Source organism: Tamlana sedimenti, assembly GCF_038148895.1.
Classification (GTDB): domain Bacteria; phylum Bacteroidota; class Bacteroidia; order Flavobacteriales; family Flavobacteriaceae; genus Tamlana.
This window is the reverse complement of the sequence record NZ_JBBVGQ010000003.1, coordinates 89,549-106,217: the sequence shown is the minus strand read 5'-3', so window position 1 is coordinate 106,217 and position 16,669 is coordinate 89,549. Positions and strand designations below refer to the sequence as shown.

Annotated in this window: 13 protein-coding genes; 10 read left to right on the top strand and 3 right to left on the bottom strand. The window is 35.9% G+C overall.

Annotated elements, in window-relative coordinates; all coding sequences use genetic code 11:
* Positions 1-32: 32 nt before the first annotated feature.
* The 6 genes from WJN01_RS08815 to WJN01_RS08790 all read left to right on the top strand — a co-directional run bounded on the left by WJN01_RS08815 (position 33) and on the right by WJN01_RS08790 (position 8,048).
* The gene (locus WJN01_RS08815) at positions 33-362 is read left to right on the top strand and encodes a translation initiation factor (RefSeq protein ID WP_445196789.1); all 330 of its coding nucleotides are present in this window, start codon (positions 33-35) and stop codon (positions 360-362) included.
* Between the two features lie 3 nt (positions 363-365).
* Entirely contained in the window at positions 366-1,307 is a 942-nt protein-coding gene (locus tag WJN01_RS08810) for a DUF1835 domain-containing protein (protein WP_445196788.1), read from the top strand.
* The gene (locus tag WJN01_RS08805) at positions 1,297-2,178 is read left to right on the top strand and encodes a nucleoside phosphorylase (RefSeq protein WP_445196787.1); all 882 of its coding nucleotides are present in this window, start codon (positions 1,297-1,299) and stop codon (positions 2,176-2,178) included. The genes WJN01_RS08810 and WJN01_RS08805 overlap by 11 nt, the downstream gene beginning before the upstream one ends.
* Positions 2,178-3,032 carry a substrate-binding domain-containing protein gene (locus WJN01_RS08800; RefSeq protein WP_445196786.1) on the top strand — a complete coding sequence of 285 codons (855 nt, stop codon included), beginning with the start codon at positions 2,178-2,180 and terminating at the stop codon, positions 3,030-3,032. Before WJN01_RS08805 ends, WJN01_RS08800 begins: the two co-directional genes overlap by 1 nt.
* 98 nt (positions 3,033-3,130) lie before the next feature.
* Positions 3,131-4,504 carry a TlpA family protein disulfide reductase gene (locus WJN01_RS08795; protein WP_445196785.1) on the top strand — a complete coding sequence of 458 codons (1,374 nt, stop codon included), beginning with the start codon at positions 3,131-3,133 and terminating at the stop codon, positions 4,502-4,504.
* A gap of 202 nt (positions 4,505-4,706) precedes the next feature.
* Positions 4,707-8,048: a S8 family serine peptidase gene (locus tag WJN01_RS08790; RefSeq protein ID WP_445196784.1), complete on the top strand. Its 3,342-nt coding sequence runs from the start codon at positions 4,707-4,709 to the stop codon at positions 8,046-8,048.
* 43 nt (positions 8,049-8,091) lie between these two features.
* Here WJN01_RS08790 and WJN01_RS08785 read toward each other — a convergent pair whose 3' ends face one another.
* On the bottom strand, positions 8,092-9,648 hold the full coding sequence (locus tag WJN01_RS08785; RefSeq protein WP_445196783.1) for an NAD(P)H-hydrate dehydratase: 1,557 nt from the start codon (positions 9,646-9,648) through the stop codon (positions 8,092-8,094).
* A gap of 339 nt (positions 9,649-9,987) precedes the next feature.
* On the opposite strand from WJN01_RS08785, the gene thrA reads away from it, so the two are divergent.
* The 4 genes from thrA (at position 9,988) to WJN01_RS08765 (ending at position 15,109) form a co-directional block, all read left to right on the top strand.
* On the top strand, positions 9,988-12,432 hold the full coding sequence (gene thrA, locus WJN01_RS08780) for a bifunctional aspartate kinase/homoserine dehydrogenase I (protein WP_445196782.1): 2,445 nt from the start codon (positions 9,988-9,990) through the stop codon (positions 12,430-12,432).
* 74 nt (positions 12,433-12,506) lie between these two features.
* Positions 12,507-13,430 carry a homoserine kinase gene (locus WJN01_RS08775; protein ID WP_445197068.1) on the top strand — a complete coding sequence of 308 codons (924 nt, stop codon included), beginning with the start codon at positions 12,507-12,509 and terminating at the stop codon, positions 13,428-13,430.
* Between the two features lie 7 nt (positions 13,431-13,437).
* Positions 13,438-14,733, top strand: a complete 1,296-nt coding sequence (thrC, locus tag WJN01_RS08770; RefSeq protein WP_445196781.1) for a threonine synthase — start codon at positions 13,438-13,440, stop codon at positions 14,731-14,733.
* Positions 14,734-14,746: 13 nt separating this feature from the next.
* Complete coding sequence (locus tag WJN01_RS08765) at positions 14,747-15,109, top strand: DUF1801 domain-containing protein (protein ID WP_445196780.1); 363 nt, start codon at positions 14,747-14,749, stop codon at positions 15,107-15,109.
* A gap of 157 nt (positions 15,110-15,266) precedes the next feature.
* Here the strand turns inward: WJN01_RS08765 and WJN01_RS08760 are convergent, their stop codons facing one another.
* Together WJN01_RS08760 and pdxH are read right to left on the bottom strand one after the other, a co-directional pair.
* Positions 15,267-15,764, bottom strand: coding sequence for a CAP domain-containing protein (locus WJN01_RS08760; protein WP_445196779.1), 498 nt, complete (start codon positions 15,762-15,764; stop codon positions 15,267-15,269).
* A gap of 165 nt (positions 15,765-15,929) precedes the next feature.
* Complete coding sequence (gene pdxH / locus WJN01_RS08755; RefSeq protein ID WP_445196778.1) at positions 15,930-16,577, bottom strand: pyridoxamine 5'-phosphate oxidase; 648 nt, start codon at positions 16,575-16,577, stop codon at positions 15,930-15,932.
* Positions 16,578-16,669: the final 92 nt, after the last annotated feature.

The following is a 16,669-nucleotide window of genomic DNA, read 5'->3' as shown; positions in this document are numbered from 1 at the left end:
CTACCTTTCTTAATTTTTTGAATGCAGAGCTCATGGACTTAAAAGACCAATTGAAAAACTTATTTCCTGAACATGTTGAGGAAGAAATACAAGATGAAACGGGAAATTCTCCTGAAATTTGGATACAAGATGACCCCATAATTTGCAAATATGAGAAACGAAAAGGAAAGCCAATTACCATTATAGAAGGCTACAACGGCGCCCAAGAAGATTTTAAGATTCTAGCTAAAGAGATAAAAACCAAACTAAGTGTTGGTGGAAGTTTTAAGGACGAAAAAATAATCATTCAAGGAGATTACAGAGATAGAATTATGCAAATGCTTAAGGAAAAAGGGTTTAAAGTAAAACGTGTTGGGGGCTAAATCATGGAAAAAAAACCACTTCATATAACCAATGGTAGCGTTTTAACAAACGTTTTAACCGATTTAAAAGTTGAAGGTGACATGTTGACCTGGCAGGAAATGCTTTGTGAAGGCCCAACAATAGAGCATATAAATTCTGAGGAATTTCTTGAAATCCGAAAATCTTTCCTAAATGAATTCTATGATATAGAATTGAATATAGACGAAATTAAAGAAGAGCTTGATAAACTAAATCACGTTGAAAACTATTCAGAAATTGTGCTCTGGTTTGAATACGATTTGTTTTGCCATATTAACATGGTGGCGGTGATAAGCCTACTTCATCAGAAAAAAATAAACCTTCCGCTTTATTTAGTATCTAGTGGACGAGGCGAAGGAAGTAAAGGGCTAATAGGGCTTTCTGAACTTTCTTCACAGCAACTTATAAAGCATTACAAAAAGAAAGTTCGCCTAACTGATGAAGATATCGAAATAGCCACTACGGTTTGGGGCATCTATTGTGGTGTTGACCATAATTTGCTAAAGCCCTTTATTGTGAAAGCGTCCTCTTTCGACTATCTGAGCAATTGCCTGAAAGCGCATCTAGAACGATTTCCAAATTCAATTGACGGCTTGAATGTCATTGAAAGAAATATATTGGAAATCATCAATAAGTACGGTATTACCTCTAAAAACCATTTATTGGGTTACGCCTTGAATTATCAGGGATATTATGGATATGGCGATTTGCAACTTTCCCGAATTATTGATTACCTGGAGGTGTTTTATACAGTTGAGGAAGATGGATTAGAATTGAACAGAAAAGGCCATGAAGCTCTTTTGGGCAGCCATAATTTTTCTGGAGACATCGATAATAACATGGTTTTTGGTGGAGTCAAAAAGTCTGATTTCTTTTTTAGCGTAGAGAAAAACAAACTCATAAAGTCCGTTTTAAATGCCGATTAAAGAGTCTGAACTTATATTAAATGCCGATGGCAGTATCTACCATTTGAATTTAAAGCCCGAAAACATTGCCCATACCATCATTTTTGTTGGTGATCAGGATAGGGTTGAAAAGGTGACTAAGCATTTTGAATCCGTAGATTTTGAAACCCAAAAACGTGAATTTAAAACCCAGACCGGGATTTATAAAGGAAAACGCCTAAGTGTACTTTCGACGGGCATTGGTCCAGACAATATTGATATTGTTTTAAATGAATTGGACGCTTTGGTGAATATAGATTTTAAAACCAGAAAAGTTAAAAACCAGCTTAGCCGCTTAAATATTATAAGAATTGGCACTTCTGGGTCTTTGCAAAAAAATATTCCTGTAGATTCTTTTTTATCAAGTAGTTACGGGTTAGATATTAATGGAATGCTTCATTCATATGAAATGGAATCGATTGGGGATCCAGATATTGAAAATGCATTTATAACCCATACCAATTGGAGTAAAGATAAGGCTAAACCAATAGTTGTTAAAGCCAGCGAAAAACTACTCGAGGTTTTTAAAGGGAATAAAATGTTTGAAGGGTTGACTGCCACCGCAGGAGGATTTTATGGTCCTCAAGGTCGGGTTCTTCGCTTGCCAATTCAAGACGAAAAACTGAACTCCAAAATGGATTCTTTCAATTTTAAAGGTATCCAAATTACAAACTTTGAGATGGAAACATCGGCCATATACGGCTTGTCAAAGTTGCTTGGGCATCATGCAGTTTCATTAAATGCAATCATTGCCAACAGGGCAAATGGAACATTTAGTAAAGACACATCCAAAGTCATAGATAATTTAATTGTTTATGCTTTGGATAAAATAGCGGAAAAAATTACAGATTAATGAAGAAAGTTAAAATAGGCGGTGTGCCAGAACATTTTAATTTGCCATGGTACCTTACGCTTAAAGATGGCGAATATAAAGAGAAAGACATCAACTTAAGATGGATTGATTATCCAGATGGAACCGGTGCCATGTGCCATGGACTAAGGAATGGTGATATTGATATGGCCGTTATTTTAACAGAGGGCATTATTAAAGACATCATTGCAGGTAATCCTAGTAAAATTGTACAAACATTTGTCGAGTCGCCTTTGGTTTGGGGCATTCATGTGGCGCATAATTCAACACATAAAACCATAAAAGATTTAAAGGGCACCAAGGCAGCCATAAGTCGGTATGGGTCTGGGTCACATTTAATGGCCTATGTAAATGCGAAAAATAATAATTGGAATTTAGAAAATGATTTAGATTTTGAAGTTATCAATGATTTGGATGGTGCCGTCGAAGGGTTAACCAATGGTGCTGCAGATTATTTTCTTTGGGAAAAATTCACCACCAAGCCATTGGTTGACAAAGGTGTTTTTAGAAATATAGGCAATTGCCCTACTCCATGGCCCTGTTTTGTAATAGCCGTGCGTGAAGATTTTATTCAATCAAACAAAGATGATTTAAAAACTATATTGGAAATCATCAATAACACAACTTCTGATTTTAAAAATATACCAAGCATAGACAAAACCATTGCCAACAGATATAAGCAAAAACTTGAAGACGTTCAGGAATGGCTCACAATTACAGAATGGTCGCAAGAGTTAATTGATGAAGAAACCATCAATACAGTACAAAATCAATTATTTGCATTAAACATTATTCCAGAAATTGTTCCTTATAAACGATTGACCCACAAATTATAAGACAAAACCTTTAATTTCTAGACATCCTCTAAACTATTGTTAAAATTTAACGTTTAAGTTTGGTATTGCTTATTTTTACCAAAAATCAAAAAAGAAAAATGAAGAAGCTTCTTATAGTTGCTTGTGCAGTGGCACTAATGAACTGCAAAGAAAATCCAAAATCCGGTTACGCCATTATATCTGGTAAAATAAGCAATAAAACCCCTAACGAGCTTTCCATAAATAGCTACGACCAAAGTTTCAAGGAAGTTCTTGCTGTTTCTCCTGATGGAACTTTTTCGGATACTTTGAGTACTAAAAGAAGCAACTACGTCCTTTTTGATGGAAAAAACCCTGTGTTTTTATATGTTGAACCAGGTTTTAATTTGAATATAAATTATAATGCCCAAGACTTTCCCAATACATTGAATATAACAGGAAACGGGGCTGAAATAAGCAATTACCTTTCTGAAAAAAGAAAAGAGGAACAAGAGCTTCTTGGGAACTTAAGAACCATTTATGCGCTTGATGAAGCTGAGTATTTAGACAAGCTTAATTCCTTTAAAGCTAAGCAAGAATCATTGTTGCACAATGCCAAGAATATCCCTGAAAACTTTATTAAAAAAGAGGAAAGAAATATCCATTACAACTATTTAAGGATGCTTGGCGTTTATGAAATGGCGCACATACAGTTGGCACAAGATGCAAACTTTAGGGTCTCAGAAGATTTTTTAAAAGAATTGAACGATATAGATTATTCAAATGAAGAAGATTTTGAATTCTCCCATCACTACAAAGCCTTGGTTTCAGAATATTATAAAAAGAGAGCAGACAACCTTTCAAAAACGGAAAGTATGCCGTTTGATTTAGCTCTTTTGAAAACCCTTGGTGAAATTCCTAATAAAGCTATAAAAAATGGCCTTTTATTTGATTTTGCTAATTTCAACTTGGTTAAAAGTGAAAATGTAAAAGAGTTTTACAAACTGTATACTGAATATTCTACGGATGATGAAAACAATAAATTAATTGCTGATAAATACAAAAAGTTAACCGCTATAGAAATCGGGAAAGTTTCACCAAAATTTGTTAATTATAAAAATCATAAAGGTGGCACAACTTCATTGGACGACCTTAAGGGAAAATATGTTTACATTGATGTTTGGGCAACATGGTGTGGCCCTTGCGTTAGGGAAATACCTGCTTTGAAGAAAGTTGAAGCCCAATACCATGATAAAAACATTGAGTTTGTTAGTATTTCAATTGATAAGGCATCAGATTTTACAAAATGGCAAAACATGGTTACCGATAGAGAACTTCAGGGTATCCAGTTATTTGCGGATAACGACTGGAACTCTTCTTTTGTTAAAGACTATGGCATAAATGGTATTCCACGATTCATTCTTTTGGATCCCAATGGGAACATCGTAAATCCTGATGCCCCAAGACCTTCAGACCCAAACCTTGTGAAAGTTTTAAGCGAATTGGGTGTTTAAAAGATTTTGATGGCTCTTATTTAAAGCCATTATAAGGCTTTCATTCCAGTTTAAATATTACTGATAATTCATTTTTATCTGGTTTTGACTTAAAATAATGCAGTCAAAACAAAATTTAATTTGTTTTTCATTAATTGCAAAGGTTAAAATTTTGTCAGAATAATTCAGTTTTACTTATATTTGAGAACCTAAAAAAATTGTAATGCTAAAAAATTATTTGAAAGAAAGCCTGTGTGCAGTTTTGTGCATGCTTTTCGTTTCCACGGGATTCGCACAAACCCAAAAGGAACTAAAAAAAATCACTCAAGATTATAATACTGAAAAGTTAGAAAAACTCCAAACTAGATTTGAAACCACTTTCAAAGCGAAGTATAATGCGGCAATTAGAATGGCAAATCAAAATGGTTGGCCAATACGCTACAAAGAAAAAGGAACGGCTTATAACCTAAAGGAAGTTGTAAAAGGAAAACCTATTTATTGGAGGACAGATAATGCCAATGCAGCCCTATCAACTCGGACAAACTTTTTACATACTGGGGGTGGCCTTGGCTTAGATTTGGAAGGTCAAAATATGACCGTTCATATTTGGGAGGTTGAAGGTGTTGGGCTTGTTGACCACAATGAATATGATGGCATTGGCGGTGAAAACAGGTTGTCTATTGGAGATGATGAAACCGCATTGAGCGACCACGCCGCCCACGTTACGGGTACAATAATTGCTTCTGGATTTCAGGCTGCTGCCAAAGGCATGGCACCTCAAGCATACGCTATAAATTACAACGTAATCAACGATTTAGGCGAGGCCACTACTGCGGCAAACAATGGAATGCTACTATCTAACCATTCCTATGGTGTTGATCCTCAAAACTTAACTGGTGACCTAAGTTTTTATATTGGTGCATATACACAAGATTCTAGAGATTGGGACGAATTAATGTACAACGCACCTTATTATTTACAAGTTACTTCAGCAGGTAATTCAGGGGATGATAATACCTCAAATACTTCCCCGCTTGGTGGCAATGCCAATTTTGATAAATTGACTTTTAATGCTACGTCTAAAAACAATTTGGTTGTTGCCAATGGAGAGGATGCTTCAATAGATGTTGATGGTTCATTAATTAGCGTTGTTAGAAATTCAGGGAGCTCTGAAGGGCCAACTGATGACTTTAGAGTTAAGCCAGATATCATGGGTAACGGAACGGCGCTGTACTCCTCATTTAGCAGAAGGCCTTTTTCATACGGTACGACAACTGGAACATCCATGTCATCACCAAATGTTTGTGGTTCTTTACTATTGTTGCAACAGCATTACCACAACATCAACAATAAATATATGAAGGCTGCAACCCTAAAAGGTCTTGCTTTGCATACAGCAGATGATACAGAAATGACTGGACCAGATGCAACAACAGGATGGGGCTTGCTAAACGCCAAAGCTGCTGTGGAGACTATCTCAGAAAATGGTTTTTCATCTTGGGTTTCTGAAGAAGTCCTTGAAAATGGTGAAACGTTTACGATAGAAGTTGAATCTGATGGAATTAGCCCTTTAATGGCATCCATTTCTTGGACGGATATGCCTGGTGCAGCAATCACGAATACAGGAATTCCAAATGATGGCACCCCTGTTTTGGTGAATGATTTGGATATAAGAATTAGCCAATCTGGAACAGCTTACAGACCATGGAAACTAACGGGAGTTAATTCGAACACACAAGCCGATAATATTGTTGACCCCTATGAGCGTGTTGATGTTGTTGGTGCCTCTGGAACATATACCATCAGGGTTACCCACAAAGGAACACTTGTGGGAGGTTCCCAAAATTTTTCCTTGATTATTACTGGTTTGTCTTCAAACTTTACATTTAATACCCAAGAATCAGTGCAAGCAATATGCTCTCCAAATGAGGCAACTTATAGTTTTGATTATTTGCAAACAGGTGGAGGTACTACTAATTTCTCATTAAGCAATGTTCCAGCTAATGCTACGGCAAATATAACGCCAACTTCTTTGAATGCTGATGGAAGTTTTGATGTTACTTTTGGTAATCTATCCAATGTACCTGCCAATACTTATCTTATTGATGTCATTGGTGATGATGGCAATGAAACCGAAACCAGATCAATCGAATTAAGGGTCTTACATTCTGATTTTTCACCGTACCCCATGAATTTGTCTTATCCAGCAAATGGTAGTACTACATTGCCTTCAACATTATCCTTGGAATGGCAAGAGAATTTAAATGCAGAAAATTATTTGGTTGAAGTGTCTACAAGTCCATCATTTTCATCAATCGATTTTTCAGGAACAGTAAGTAATTTAGAATTTGATCTCTCTGACCTTGTTGAAGAAACCGTTTATTACTGGAGGGTTAAACCAAGTAATAGTTGTGGTACCGGTGCTTATTCAGAAATATTTAGTTTTCAGGTTGGAACGATTGATTGTGGGAATAACGTTTTTAATGCTACAGATTTTTCAGATGCCAATATCTTGACAACACCAAACGATGCTGCATCGGTTCCCGTAACCGTAGATACTGGAGGATTAACTGTTAATTCCATTGAAACAAGCTTTGAAATCAACCATACTTGGGTGAACGATATTTCCATTGCTTTAGAAGGCCCTGCAAGTATTGGCAACGCTGATGTGTTACTTTTTAATAGCTCTTGTAATACGGATACTGGAGGACAGACCGACAGCCCCGGAGATGGCGATAATTTTAATGTTACTTACTCGGATAATGGTACAGCGCTATATTGTGATGATGCTGCAATTCCAAGTATTAGTGGCACTGTTTTACCTTTAGAAAGCTTATCGTTTTTTAGCGGAGCTGCTGCAGACGGTATTTGGACACTTAGAGTTTTTGACCCTAATAATGGTGACGGTGGTGACATTATAGCGTTCAGTGTTGATATTTGTGTTGTAGAGGCTGTAAATTCTATTCCTAATTTTGCAAATAATGGGTTTAATGCACCATTAAATAGCACGTACACCTTTTTGAGCTCAGACATTGAAGCAACATCTACAAGTGAGACCGCTTTACAACAAACATATACCATTGTAGCATTGCCAACGGGTGGGACACTTGAAAAGGAAGCTGCTGTTTTATCGGTTGGAGATACCTTTACACAAGATGATGTAAATACAGGTAAAATAACTTATAAAAACAGCAACACAGTTGCTTATGCCGATAGTTTTAAAGTCGATATAAAGAACGGTGCAAACGGATGGTTACCTAACCAAGTTGTCAATTTGAATAGTACTTTAAGTACAAACGAGTTTGAATTGGCCAATGTTTCCATTTGGCCAAATCCAACAAAGAGAGACATCAATATTAAACTGGATAATTTATTGACCAATAATAAGGTTTCTGTTAATCTTTATGATATTCAAGGAAGGTTAATCAATAGTTTTGAATATAAAGTAAACTCCAAAATTCTCTACAAAACCATAGAATTGGATGATATCCAAAATGGCTTGTACCTTGTAGAAATTAGACAAGATAATTTAAAAGCCACAAAACGAATTATTATTAATCACTAATAAAAGAATACTAATAATTAAAAGCCGCAAATTGCGGCTTTTTTTATACATCGTTATCTTGTTCTTCCTCTTGCTGTGGTGGCTCGGGTTGTTTAAATAAATCTAAATATGCCTCACCTAAATATTCAATAATATGGCTTGCAATTAAACTTTGATAGCCAAAATCTTCAACAGCAATATCGGCCGACTTACCGTGTAAATAAACACCAAAAATGCTAGCAACAACAGGATGATAACCTTGTGATATCAATCCAGTTATAATACCCGTTAGCACATCGCCACTGCCCGCTGTGGCCATGCCTGGATTTCCAGTAGTATTTACATATAGTTTTTCATCAAAAACCATAATGGTATGTGCTCCTTTAATAACTACAACAACATTGTGTTTTTTTGAAAATGCCTTTGCTTTTTTAAGTTTATCAAAATCATCTTTCCATTTACCTATTAGCCGTTCCAATTCTTTTGGATGGGGTGTTAAAACGGTTGGAGTTTCAGGTAATAGTTTTAAAAACGATTTGTTTTTGGATAATATATTCAAACCATCGGCATCAATTACCAACGGCGTTTTATTGGTTTTTAAGAAGTCTTCTATGGCTTTTGTTGTTTTTGGGTCAGTCCCTATGCCAATTCCCAATCCAACAATAGTGGGTTCAAAATCTAGTTTTATTGATGTTATTTTTTCTTCATCGGTATCCGTTAAAATCATGCCCTCTGGAAAAGACGTTTGCAAAGGCACATAACCACATTTAGGAATATAGGCAGAAACCAATCCTGCTCCCGATGATAACGCTGCCCGGCTTGCTAAATTTACTGAGCCAATTTTCCCATAACTGCCACCAATAATTAATGCATGACCGTAAGTTCCTTTATGGGCGTATTTTTCTCTTGGAATATAATTTGGTAGGACTTCAAGTTTTCCAATAAGTTCAGATTCTGTTTCCGTGGTTTGCAAAAACTCCTGATCTAATCCAATATCCAAAACTTCCCATTGCACCGTGTATTTTGCCGTTTCGGGTAAAAAGAAGACTAACTTTGGCGAAGCAAAACTCAAAGTAAATCCAGCCCAAACCACCGCGTTTTCATCTTCCACAGCCTTATCTGTGTAAAGTCCAGAAGGGATGTCAATTGAAAGTGTAAATGCTTTCGTTTTTCTGAAATGCACAAACAAGGCTTTTACCCAATCATCAACAGGTCGATTTAAGCCAATACCAAAAACACCGTCAACAATAATGTCTTCTGGTTGAATTTCTGGAAATTCGTCTTCATCCTTCAATAATGTTGGCCAATGCTTGGTAACGTTTTTCATTCTATCATAATTGATCAAAAAATCCTTAGAGCGCTTGTCGCTATAATTTACCACATAGGTTTTTACGTTGTAACCATACGTAATCAGGTGTCTGGCTATGACCAATCCGTCTCCACCATTGTTGCCAATGCCACAAAAAACATGAACAGGTACTTGGGCACCTTGCATGCGCATATGCATCCAATTGAAAATTTGCGTTCCGGCACGCTCCATTAAATCTGTCGACGAAATATTTTGTCTTTCTGTGGTAAGTTTGTCGCCTTGGTATACTTGTTCTTTGGAAAAAATCTTCATTTTAATCGATTATAGATTTTTCAGTTCTTATTGGGGTTTGCCATTTATTTTCTATAAAAGATGCCTCAATATAAGAATACTACAAAAAAAATATTTTAGTTTTTTTATTAGCTTAAAAGTAATACTTTTGAGGTGTATTATTCACTACAATGAATTATTTAAGCCAAAATATTGCAACTGTTGTTTCTGTTACTCCTCAAGGAGCTGCATCTTTTTTTGGTACAATCACAAATATTACAACCCCTTGGGGTTGCTAATTATATACTCTTCAGGCTATCTTTGTAATTTTAAGAATTACAATATTTCAAGTATTTTTTCAATTATTCAACATATTAAAACATGAAAGTTTTAAAATTTGGAGGAACTTCGGTAGGTTCTTCAAAAAATATAAATAACGTCATCAACATTTTAGAAAATTATGGTAAAAGCGGCAATATAGCTTGTGTTGTTTCTGCCGTTGGTGGTATTACCGATAAACTGCTTCTGGCCGGAAAACAGGCCCAAAACAAAGATGATGCTTTTATTGACACGTTTAATTTGATAAAGGACGTTCACTTCAGTATTATAAAAGAATTAAACCCTGATAAATACGAAGCTATCATAAATTATGCAGATGAAAAGCTTAATGCATTAAAAAGCTTATTGGACGGTATTTATTTGATTAATGAATTGTCGCCCAAAACATCTGATAAACTAGTGAGTTTTGGTGAACTTCTTTCATCGTTCATTATTGCAGAAACGATGAAAAACAGAGGTTTGTCTGCCAACAGAAAAAATTCACAAGAATTAATTACCACAAATTCAAATTTCACCAAAGCGGAAGTTGATTATAAAAGCACCAACAAAAATATTCAAGCCTATTTTAAATCTGCTTCAGAAAAAATAACCATACTTCCAGGATTTATTTCTAAATCAAAATCAGGGGAGCAAACTACCTTGGGGCGCGGTGGTTCGGACTTTACAGCAGCCATTGTTGCCGCAGCATTGAACGTGGAACAACTTGAGATTTGGACAGATGTGAGCGGTATGTTCACTACCAATCCAAAAATGGTGAAACAGGCCTACCCTATTGAGAAAATATCTTATCAAGAGGCTATGGAACTTTCGCATTTTGGAGCAAAGGTTTTGTATCCACCAACAGTGCAACCTGTATTGAGTTTAGGCATTCCAATCCATATTAAAAATACTTTGGAACCTGAGGCAACCGGAACAATAATTTCAAACGATCCGTTTAACACCAATGGACCTGTTAAAGGGATAAGTAACATCAATAATATTGCTTTACTCACCTTACAAGGAAGCGGTATGGTTGGCATTCCAGGGTTTTCTAAGCGCCTGTTTGAAACTTTGTCACAGGAAAAAATCAATGTTATTTTAATTACCCAGGCTTCTTCAGAACATTCTATTTGTCTTGGTATAGAAGCAAAAGATGCCGAACTGGCCAAAAGCTCTATTGACGCGGTTTTTGAAAATGAAATTGCATTAGGCAAAATCGACCCCATTATTGTTGAAACAGGATTGTCCATCATTGCGTTGGTTGGGGATAATATGAAAAACCATCAAGGCATAAGTGGCAAAATGTTCAGTAGTTTAGGAAAAAACAACATTAATATTAGAGCGATTGCCCAAGGTGCTTCTGAAAAGAATATTTCTGCAGTTATTTTGGAAAGTGATGTAAAAAAAGCGCTAAACACATTACACGAGCAATTTTTTGAGTCGAAAACCAAACAGTTGAACGTTTTTATTACAGGAGTTGGAAATGTTGGTGAGCGTTTGGTTGAACAGATAAAACAACAAAGAAAGTACTTAAAGGAAAACTTAAAAATAAACTTGCGCGTTATTGGGTTGTCAAATTCCAGAAAAATGGTTTTCAATGAAGATGGCATCGATTTAAAAACTTGGAAAGAACAACTCGAAAATGGTGAAAAAGCTACTTTGCAGGGTTTCTTCGATAGAACAAAATCCTTGAATTTACGAAACAGTATTTTTGTTGATGTAACCGCAAATAAAGATGTAGCTGATTTGTATGCCCAATACCTTAAAGAAAGTATTGGCATTGTTGCTTGTAACAAAATAGCTTGCTCGAGTGATTTTGATAATTATAAATTGCTAAAACGCCTATCATTGGAATATAATGCGCCTCTTTTATTTGAAACTAATGTTGGTGCAGGTTTGCCTATTATTGACACACTTAATAATTTGATAGCATCTGGAGATAAAGTAACATCAATTCAAGCGGTATTGTCCGGTAGTTTAAATTTTGTTTTCAACAATTTCAATGATCAGACAAAATTTTATGATGTTGTGAAACAAGCAGGAGTTGAAGGCTATACCGAACCCGACCCAAGAATTGATTTGAGCGGTGTTGATGTGGCCAGAAAGATTTTAATTCTCGCTAGGGAAAGTGGAACACAAATGGACTTGGAAGACATTGAAAATACGTCTTTCCTATCTGAAGCTGGCTTAAAAAGTGACACAGTTGATGATTTTTATAAAACGTTGATTGCTGATGAAGCACATTATCAAAGTTTATATGCTTCCGCTAAAGCTAAGAATTGTCAATTAAAGTATGTTGCCCAATTCAATAACGGTAAGGCAAGTGTTGGTTTACAGGAAATCCCAGAGGGACACCCCTTTTATAATTTACAAGGAAGTGACAATATCGTGATGTTTTACACACACCGTTACGTGAATCAACCTATGATTATTAAAGGTGCTGGTGCTGGAGCAGACGTAACGGCATCAGGTCTGTTTGCTGATATTATAAGAATTGGAAACGATTAAATTTTAATATGGAATTGCATAAACAAAGTGCCATTTCTTGCTCTAGCGCAGCCGAGAACTATTTAATTGATAAAATGAACGAAATAAAAATATTTTCACCAGCTACGGTAGCCAATGTGGCTTGTGGTTTTGATGTTTTAGGTTTTTGCTTGGATAGTGTTGGGGACGACATGGTCATAAGAAAAGTAGATAAAAAAGGCATCCGCATCTCACGTATTGAAGGTTTCGAATTACCCTATGAAACCGAAAAAAATGTCGCGGGCGTATCGGCACTGGCCATGTACAATGCCATTGATGTTGATTTTGGTTTTGAAATAGAAATATATAAAAGAATTAAACCTGGTAGCGGAATTGGCAGTAGTGCCGCTAGTGCTGTTGGTAGTGTTTTTGGCATGAATGAATTATTGGGAAGACCTTTCAACAAAACCCAACTGACTGAATTTGCCATTAAAGGAGAAGCATTGGCCAGTAAGTGTGAGCATGCCGATAATCTTGCCCCTGCCCTTTTTGGTGGATTTACCTTAGTAAAAAGCGTTGTGCCACTTAAGATTTTGGAAATTCCTTGTCCGAATGATTTATATGCAACCATTATTCACCCACAAATTGAAATAAAAACATCTGAGGCTAGAGCTGTTTTGCCAAAGGAAGTTCCACTTGCCGACGCCATTACACAATGGTCTAACTTAGGAAGTTTGGTGCATGGACTGCATACAAGTGATTATGATTTGATAAAAGATTCCCTTAAGGATGTCATTATTGAACCACACCGAAGCAAACTCATTCCTTTTTACAATGAGGTCAAAAATGAAGTTTTAAAAGCAGGTGCTTTAGGAGCAAGTATTTCTGGTTCGGGACCATCTATTTTTTCTTTAAGTAAAGGATTGGAAACTGCTAAAACCGTTAAAGAGGCTATGAAAACTGTATATGCAAAATCTGGAATTGACTTTGATATACATGTTTCCAAAATTAACACCAAAGGCATAAAAATAATCGACTAAACAAAAAATGAATTATTACTCATTAAACCATAAAGCACCCAATTCAAGCTTTAAAAATGCTGTTATAAAAGGTTTGGCTCCAGACAAAGGACTATACTTTCCTGAAAGTATAACACCGTTACCTAAATCCTTTTTTGACAATATCGATGATTTGTCCTATTCTGAAATTGCATTCGAAACCATAAAACAATTTGTGTCTCCCGAAATTCCAAACGATGTTTTGAAATCGATTGTTGAAGAAACATTGTCGTTCGATTTTCCTGTGGTAAAACTTAGTAATAAAATTTCCACTTTGGAATTGTTTCACGGGCCAACTATGGCATTTAAGGATGTTGGCGCACGATTTATGGCGCGTTGTTTGGGTTATTTTAATCAAAATAACGATAGGGAAGTCACCGTTTTGGTAGCCACTTCCGGCGATACAGGTGGTGCCGTGGCTAATGGCTTTTTAGGTGTAAAAGGGGTTAATGTAGTTATTCTATATCCTAGTGGAAAAGTTAGTGATATCCAAGAAAAACAATTAACTACATTGGGGCAAAACATCAAAGCATTGGAAGTCAATGGTACTTTTGACGATTGCCAAGCGATGGTTAAAACGGCATTTCTAGATGAAAGTTTAACAAGCAAAATGCAGTTGACATCAGCTAACTCTATTAACGTAGCACGTTGGTTACCACAATTATTCTATTTTATATTTGCCTATAAACAATTGCATAAACAGTATAATGACATTGTGTTTTCTGTGCCTAGTGGCAATTTTGGTAATATTTGTGCTGGTATGATGGCGCAACAATTAGGTTTGCCAATTAAGCACTTTGTCGCTTCAAATAACGTAAATAATGTTGTAACGCGTTACTTACTATCGCAGTTGTACGAACCCAAACCATCCATACAAACCATCAGCAATGCTATGGATGTTGGTGCACCAAGTAACTTTATACGTATCCAAGAAATCTACAGAAACAATTTTGAAACCTTAAAAGACAACGTTTCTTCTTATAGTTTTACCGATAACGAAACGAAAGAAGCTATGTTGGAGATTTACAACAACTACAATTATGTGGCAGATCCCCATGGCGCTGTTGGTTATTTAGGCTGTAAGGAATATTTAAAGGAAAACCCGAATGCGCACTGTGTGTTTTTGGAAACCGCGCATCCAACCAAATTTTTGGATGTTGTAGAAGAAGTGATTAATGAAAAGCAGCCTTTACCCGAACAAATACAATCGGTTATGGGAAAAGACAAGGAAGCCGTTGTTATTTCCACATACGAAGATTTAAAGGGCTTTTTGTTGGGTAGCTAACGGTTCTTTTCCAATGATGAACAGTGACTTCTATCTAAGCAAAACCGAACCGAACAAAAGCTGTTTGATCACCCTTAGGAAAGTTATTCTAAATCAAGGCGAAAATGTTTCGGAAACAACAAAATATGGCATGCCCTGTTTTTGCTACAAGAAAAAAATGTTCTGCTACCTTTGGGTCGATAAAAAAACAGATGAGCCTTATATCCTTTTTGTTGAAGGCAACCATTTGACTCATCCAAAATTGGAAACTGGCACCCGAAATAGAATGAAAATTTTTAGGGTGAATCCCAACAGAGATATTCCACTAAAAACAATAGAAGCTTTATTGAAGGGAGCATTAGATCTCTATAGAAATGGCACAATAAGCATTAAATAAAACATAAAATCCTCCCAAATCTATTTGGGAGGATCCTATTCCAAAAACTAAAGTTAATAACGGTTAAGTTATCAATAATTACCAGTTTAATTTATTCTAGGCTATTAATCAGTAAATCAAAATGGTATGTTTTAATCGTTTCATTAGAGAAACAATCTTATTTTTTTATAAAGATATTGGTGTAATACCATCTACCTTCTTCATTTTTTTCAGCGGAAATATCAAAGTTTGTGTAATCTCCTTCTAAATTTTCTTTGTGTGCTTCACTTTTAAGCCAAGCATTTACAACAGATTCTGCCGAGCTATAACCATAAGCCACATTTTCGGATACGCGCTCTGCTCCAGCATGTGATTTTAAATAATTGCTTCTTGTATAAAAGTTAGCGTGCGATACTTCACCAGTACCAACCATATAGTCGGTATGGCTAAAAGCAACAGATTTTATAATATTCATACCTTCAAGAGGACTTAATCCTTGGGAAAGTCTGTGGTCATTTATAAGGTCAAGAATTTCAACTTCTATTGATTTGGCCTCTACGGACACAAGATTCATTTCCATAGCTTCGGCCATGTCGTCTAGGTTGTCTGTTGAACATGAAGAAAATGTCAACACAGCCAATAGAGCCAATAACGGCAGTTTGATTGGTAACTTCATAGGTTAAGTCATTTAGATTTGGGGTCATAAATTTATTTACCCTAATGACTATTTTAGCTATTGAAGCTTTACAATTCGATGAATGACAAGTTTAAAATCGATGAAATACAAAATACATCGATATAATGCATTGTTAAAATAAAAAAATAGTATTTTGACGGTATTTTATGGAGATAGTCGATTAATCAACCAATTATAGTCTTTTTGTAATGTATATCGAATTCTGTCGTGAAGCCTATTGGGGCGGCCTTGCCAAAATTCCATTTCAACAGGCTTAACAATATAGCCTCCCCAATGTTTTGGTCGTGGAATGTCCTTGCCATCAAATTTAGTTTCCAATTTTGACAATTCAGATTCAAGGTATGCTCTATTCTTTACCACCTCACTTTGGTTTGAAACCAAAGCGCCCAATTGGCTACCCCTAGGTCTCGATTCAAAATAGCCATCGCTTAAATTCTCCGCAATTTTTTCTGCTTTGCCCTTAATAATTATTTGTCTTTCAGCTGCATGCCAGAAAAAGGAAAGGCATACCTTTGGATTAGCCTCAATAGCTTTTCCCTTTTCACTTTTATAGTTGGTATAAAAAATAAAACCTTCATAGGTGTATTTTTTTAATAGCACGACCCTATTTTTTGGATACCCATCCAAACCTATTGTTGACAAAGTCATGGCATTGGTTTCATCTTCACTAAAATGCATATCTACTTCATAAAACCACTTTTGGAACAATTCCAAAGGGTTTTCGGGGACTTCATGTGCACGCAACTCCCCCTTTTGATAAGTTTTCCGGTAATTGCTTAAATCCTTTTCCATAGTTTAATTTTAGAGCAAGTTTGGTGCCGTAACGACACCACTAATTTACTTAAAATGATTTATTAAACCTTTTAGAAAGCCTTGAATAACTT

Excerpts from the sequence above, each read along its gene's own strand:
- WJN01_RS08815 (WP_445196789.1), top strand. The coding sequence starts at position 33 with ATGGACTTAAAAGACCAATTGAAAAACTTATTTCCTGAACATGTTGAG.
- WJN01_RS08810 (WP_445196788.1), top strand. The coding sequence starts at position 366 with ATGGAAAAAAAACCACTTCATATAACCAATGGTAGCGTTTTAACAAAC.
- WJN01_RS08805 (WP_445196787.1), top strand. The coding sequence starts at position 1,297 with ATGCCGATTAAAGAGTCTGAACTTATATTAAATGCCGATGGCAGTATC.
- WJN01_RS08800 (WP_445196786.1), top strand. The coding sequence starts at position 2,178 with ATGAAGAAAGTTAAAATAGGCGGTGTGCCAGAACATTTTAATTTGCCA.
- WJN01_RS08795 (WP_445196785.1), top strand. The coding sequence starts at position 3,131 with ATGAAGAAGCTTCTTATAGTTGCTTGTGCAGTGGCACTAATGAACTGC.
- WJN01_RS08790 (WP_445196784.1), top strand. The coding sequence starts at position 4,707 with ATGCTAAAAAATTATTTGAAAGAAAGCCTGTGTGCAGTTTTGTGCATG.
- WJN01_RS08785 (WP_445196783.1), bottom strand. The coding sequence starts at position 9,648 with ATGAAGATTTTTTCCAAAGAACAAGTATACCAAGGCGACAAACTTACC.
- thrA (WP_445196782.1), top strand. The coding sequence starts at position 9,988 with ATGAAAGTTTTAAAATTTGGAGGAACTTCGGTAGGTTCTTCAAAAAAT.
- WJN01_RS08775 (WP_445197068.1), top strand. The coding sequence starts at position 12,507 with ATGAACGAAATAAAAATATTTTCACCAGCTACGGTAGCCAATGTGGCT.
- thrC (WP_445196781.1), top strand. The coding sequence starts at position 13,438 with ATGAATTATTACTCATTAAACCATAAAGCACCCAATTCAAGCTTTAAA.
- WJN01_RS08765 (WP_445196780.1), top strand. The coding sequence starts at position 14,747 with ATGATGAACAGTGACTTCTATCTAAGCAAAACCGAACCGAACAAAAGC.
- WJN01_RS08760 (WP_445196779.1), bottom strand. The coding sequence starts at position 15,764 with ATGAAGTTACCAATCAAACTGCCGTTATTGGCTCTATTGGCTGTGTTG.
- pdxH (WP_445196778.1), bottom strand. The coding sequence starts at position 16,577 with ATGGAAAAGGATTTAAGCAATTACCGGAAAACTTATCAAAAGGGGGAG.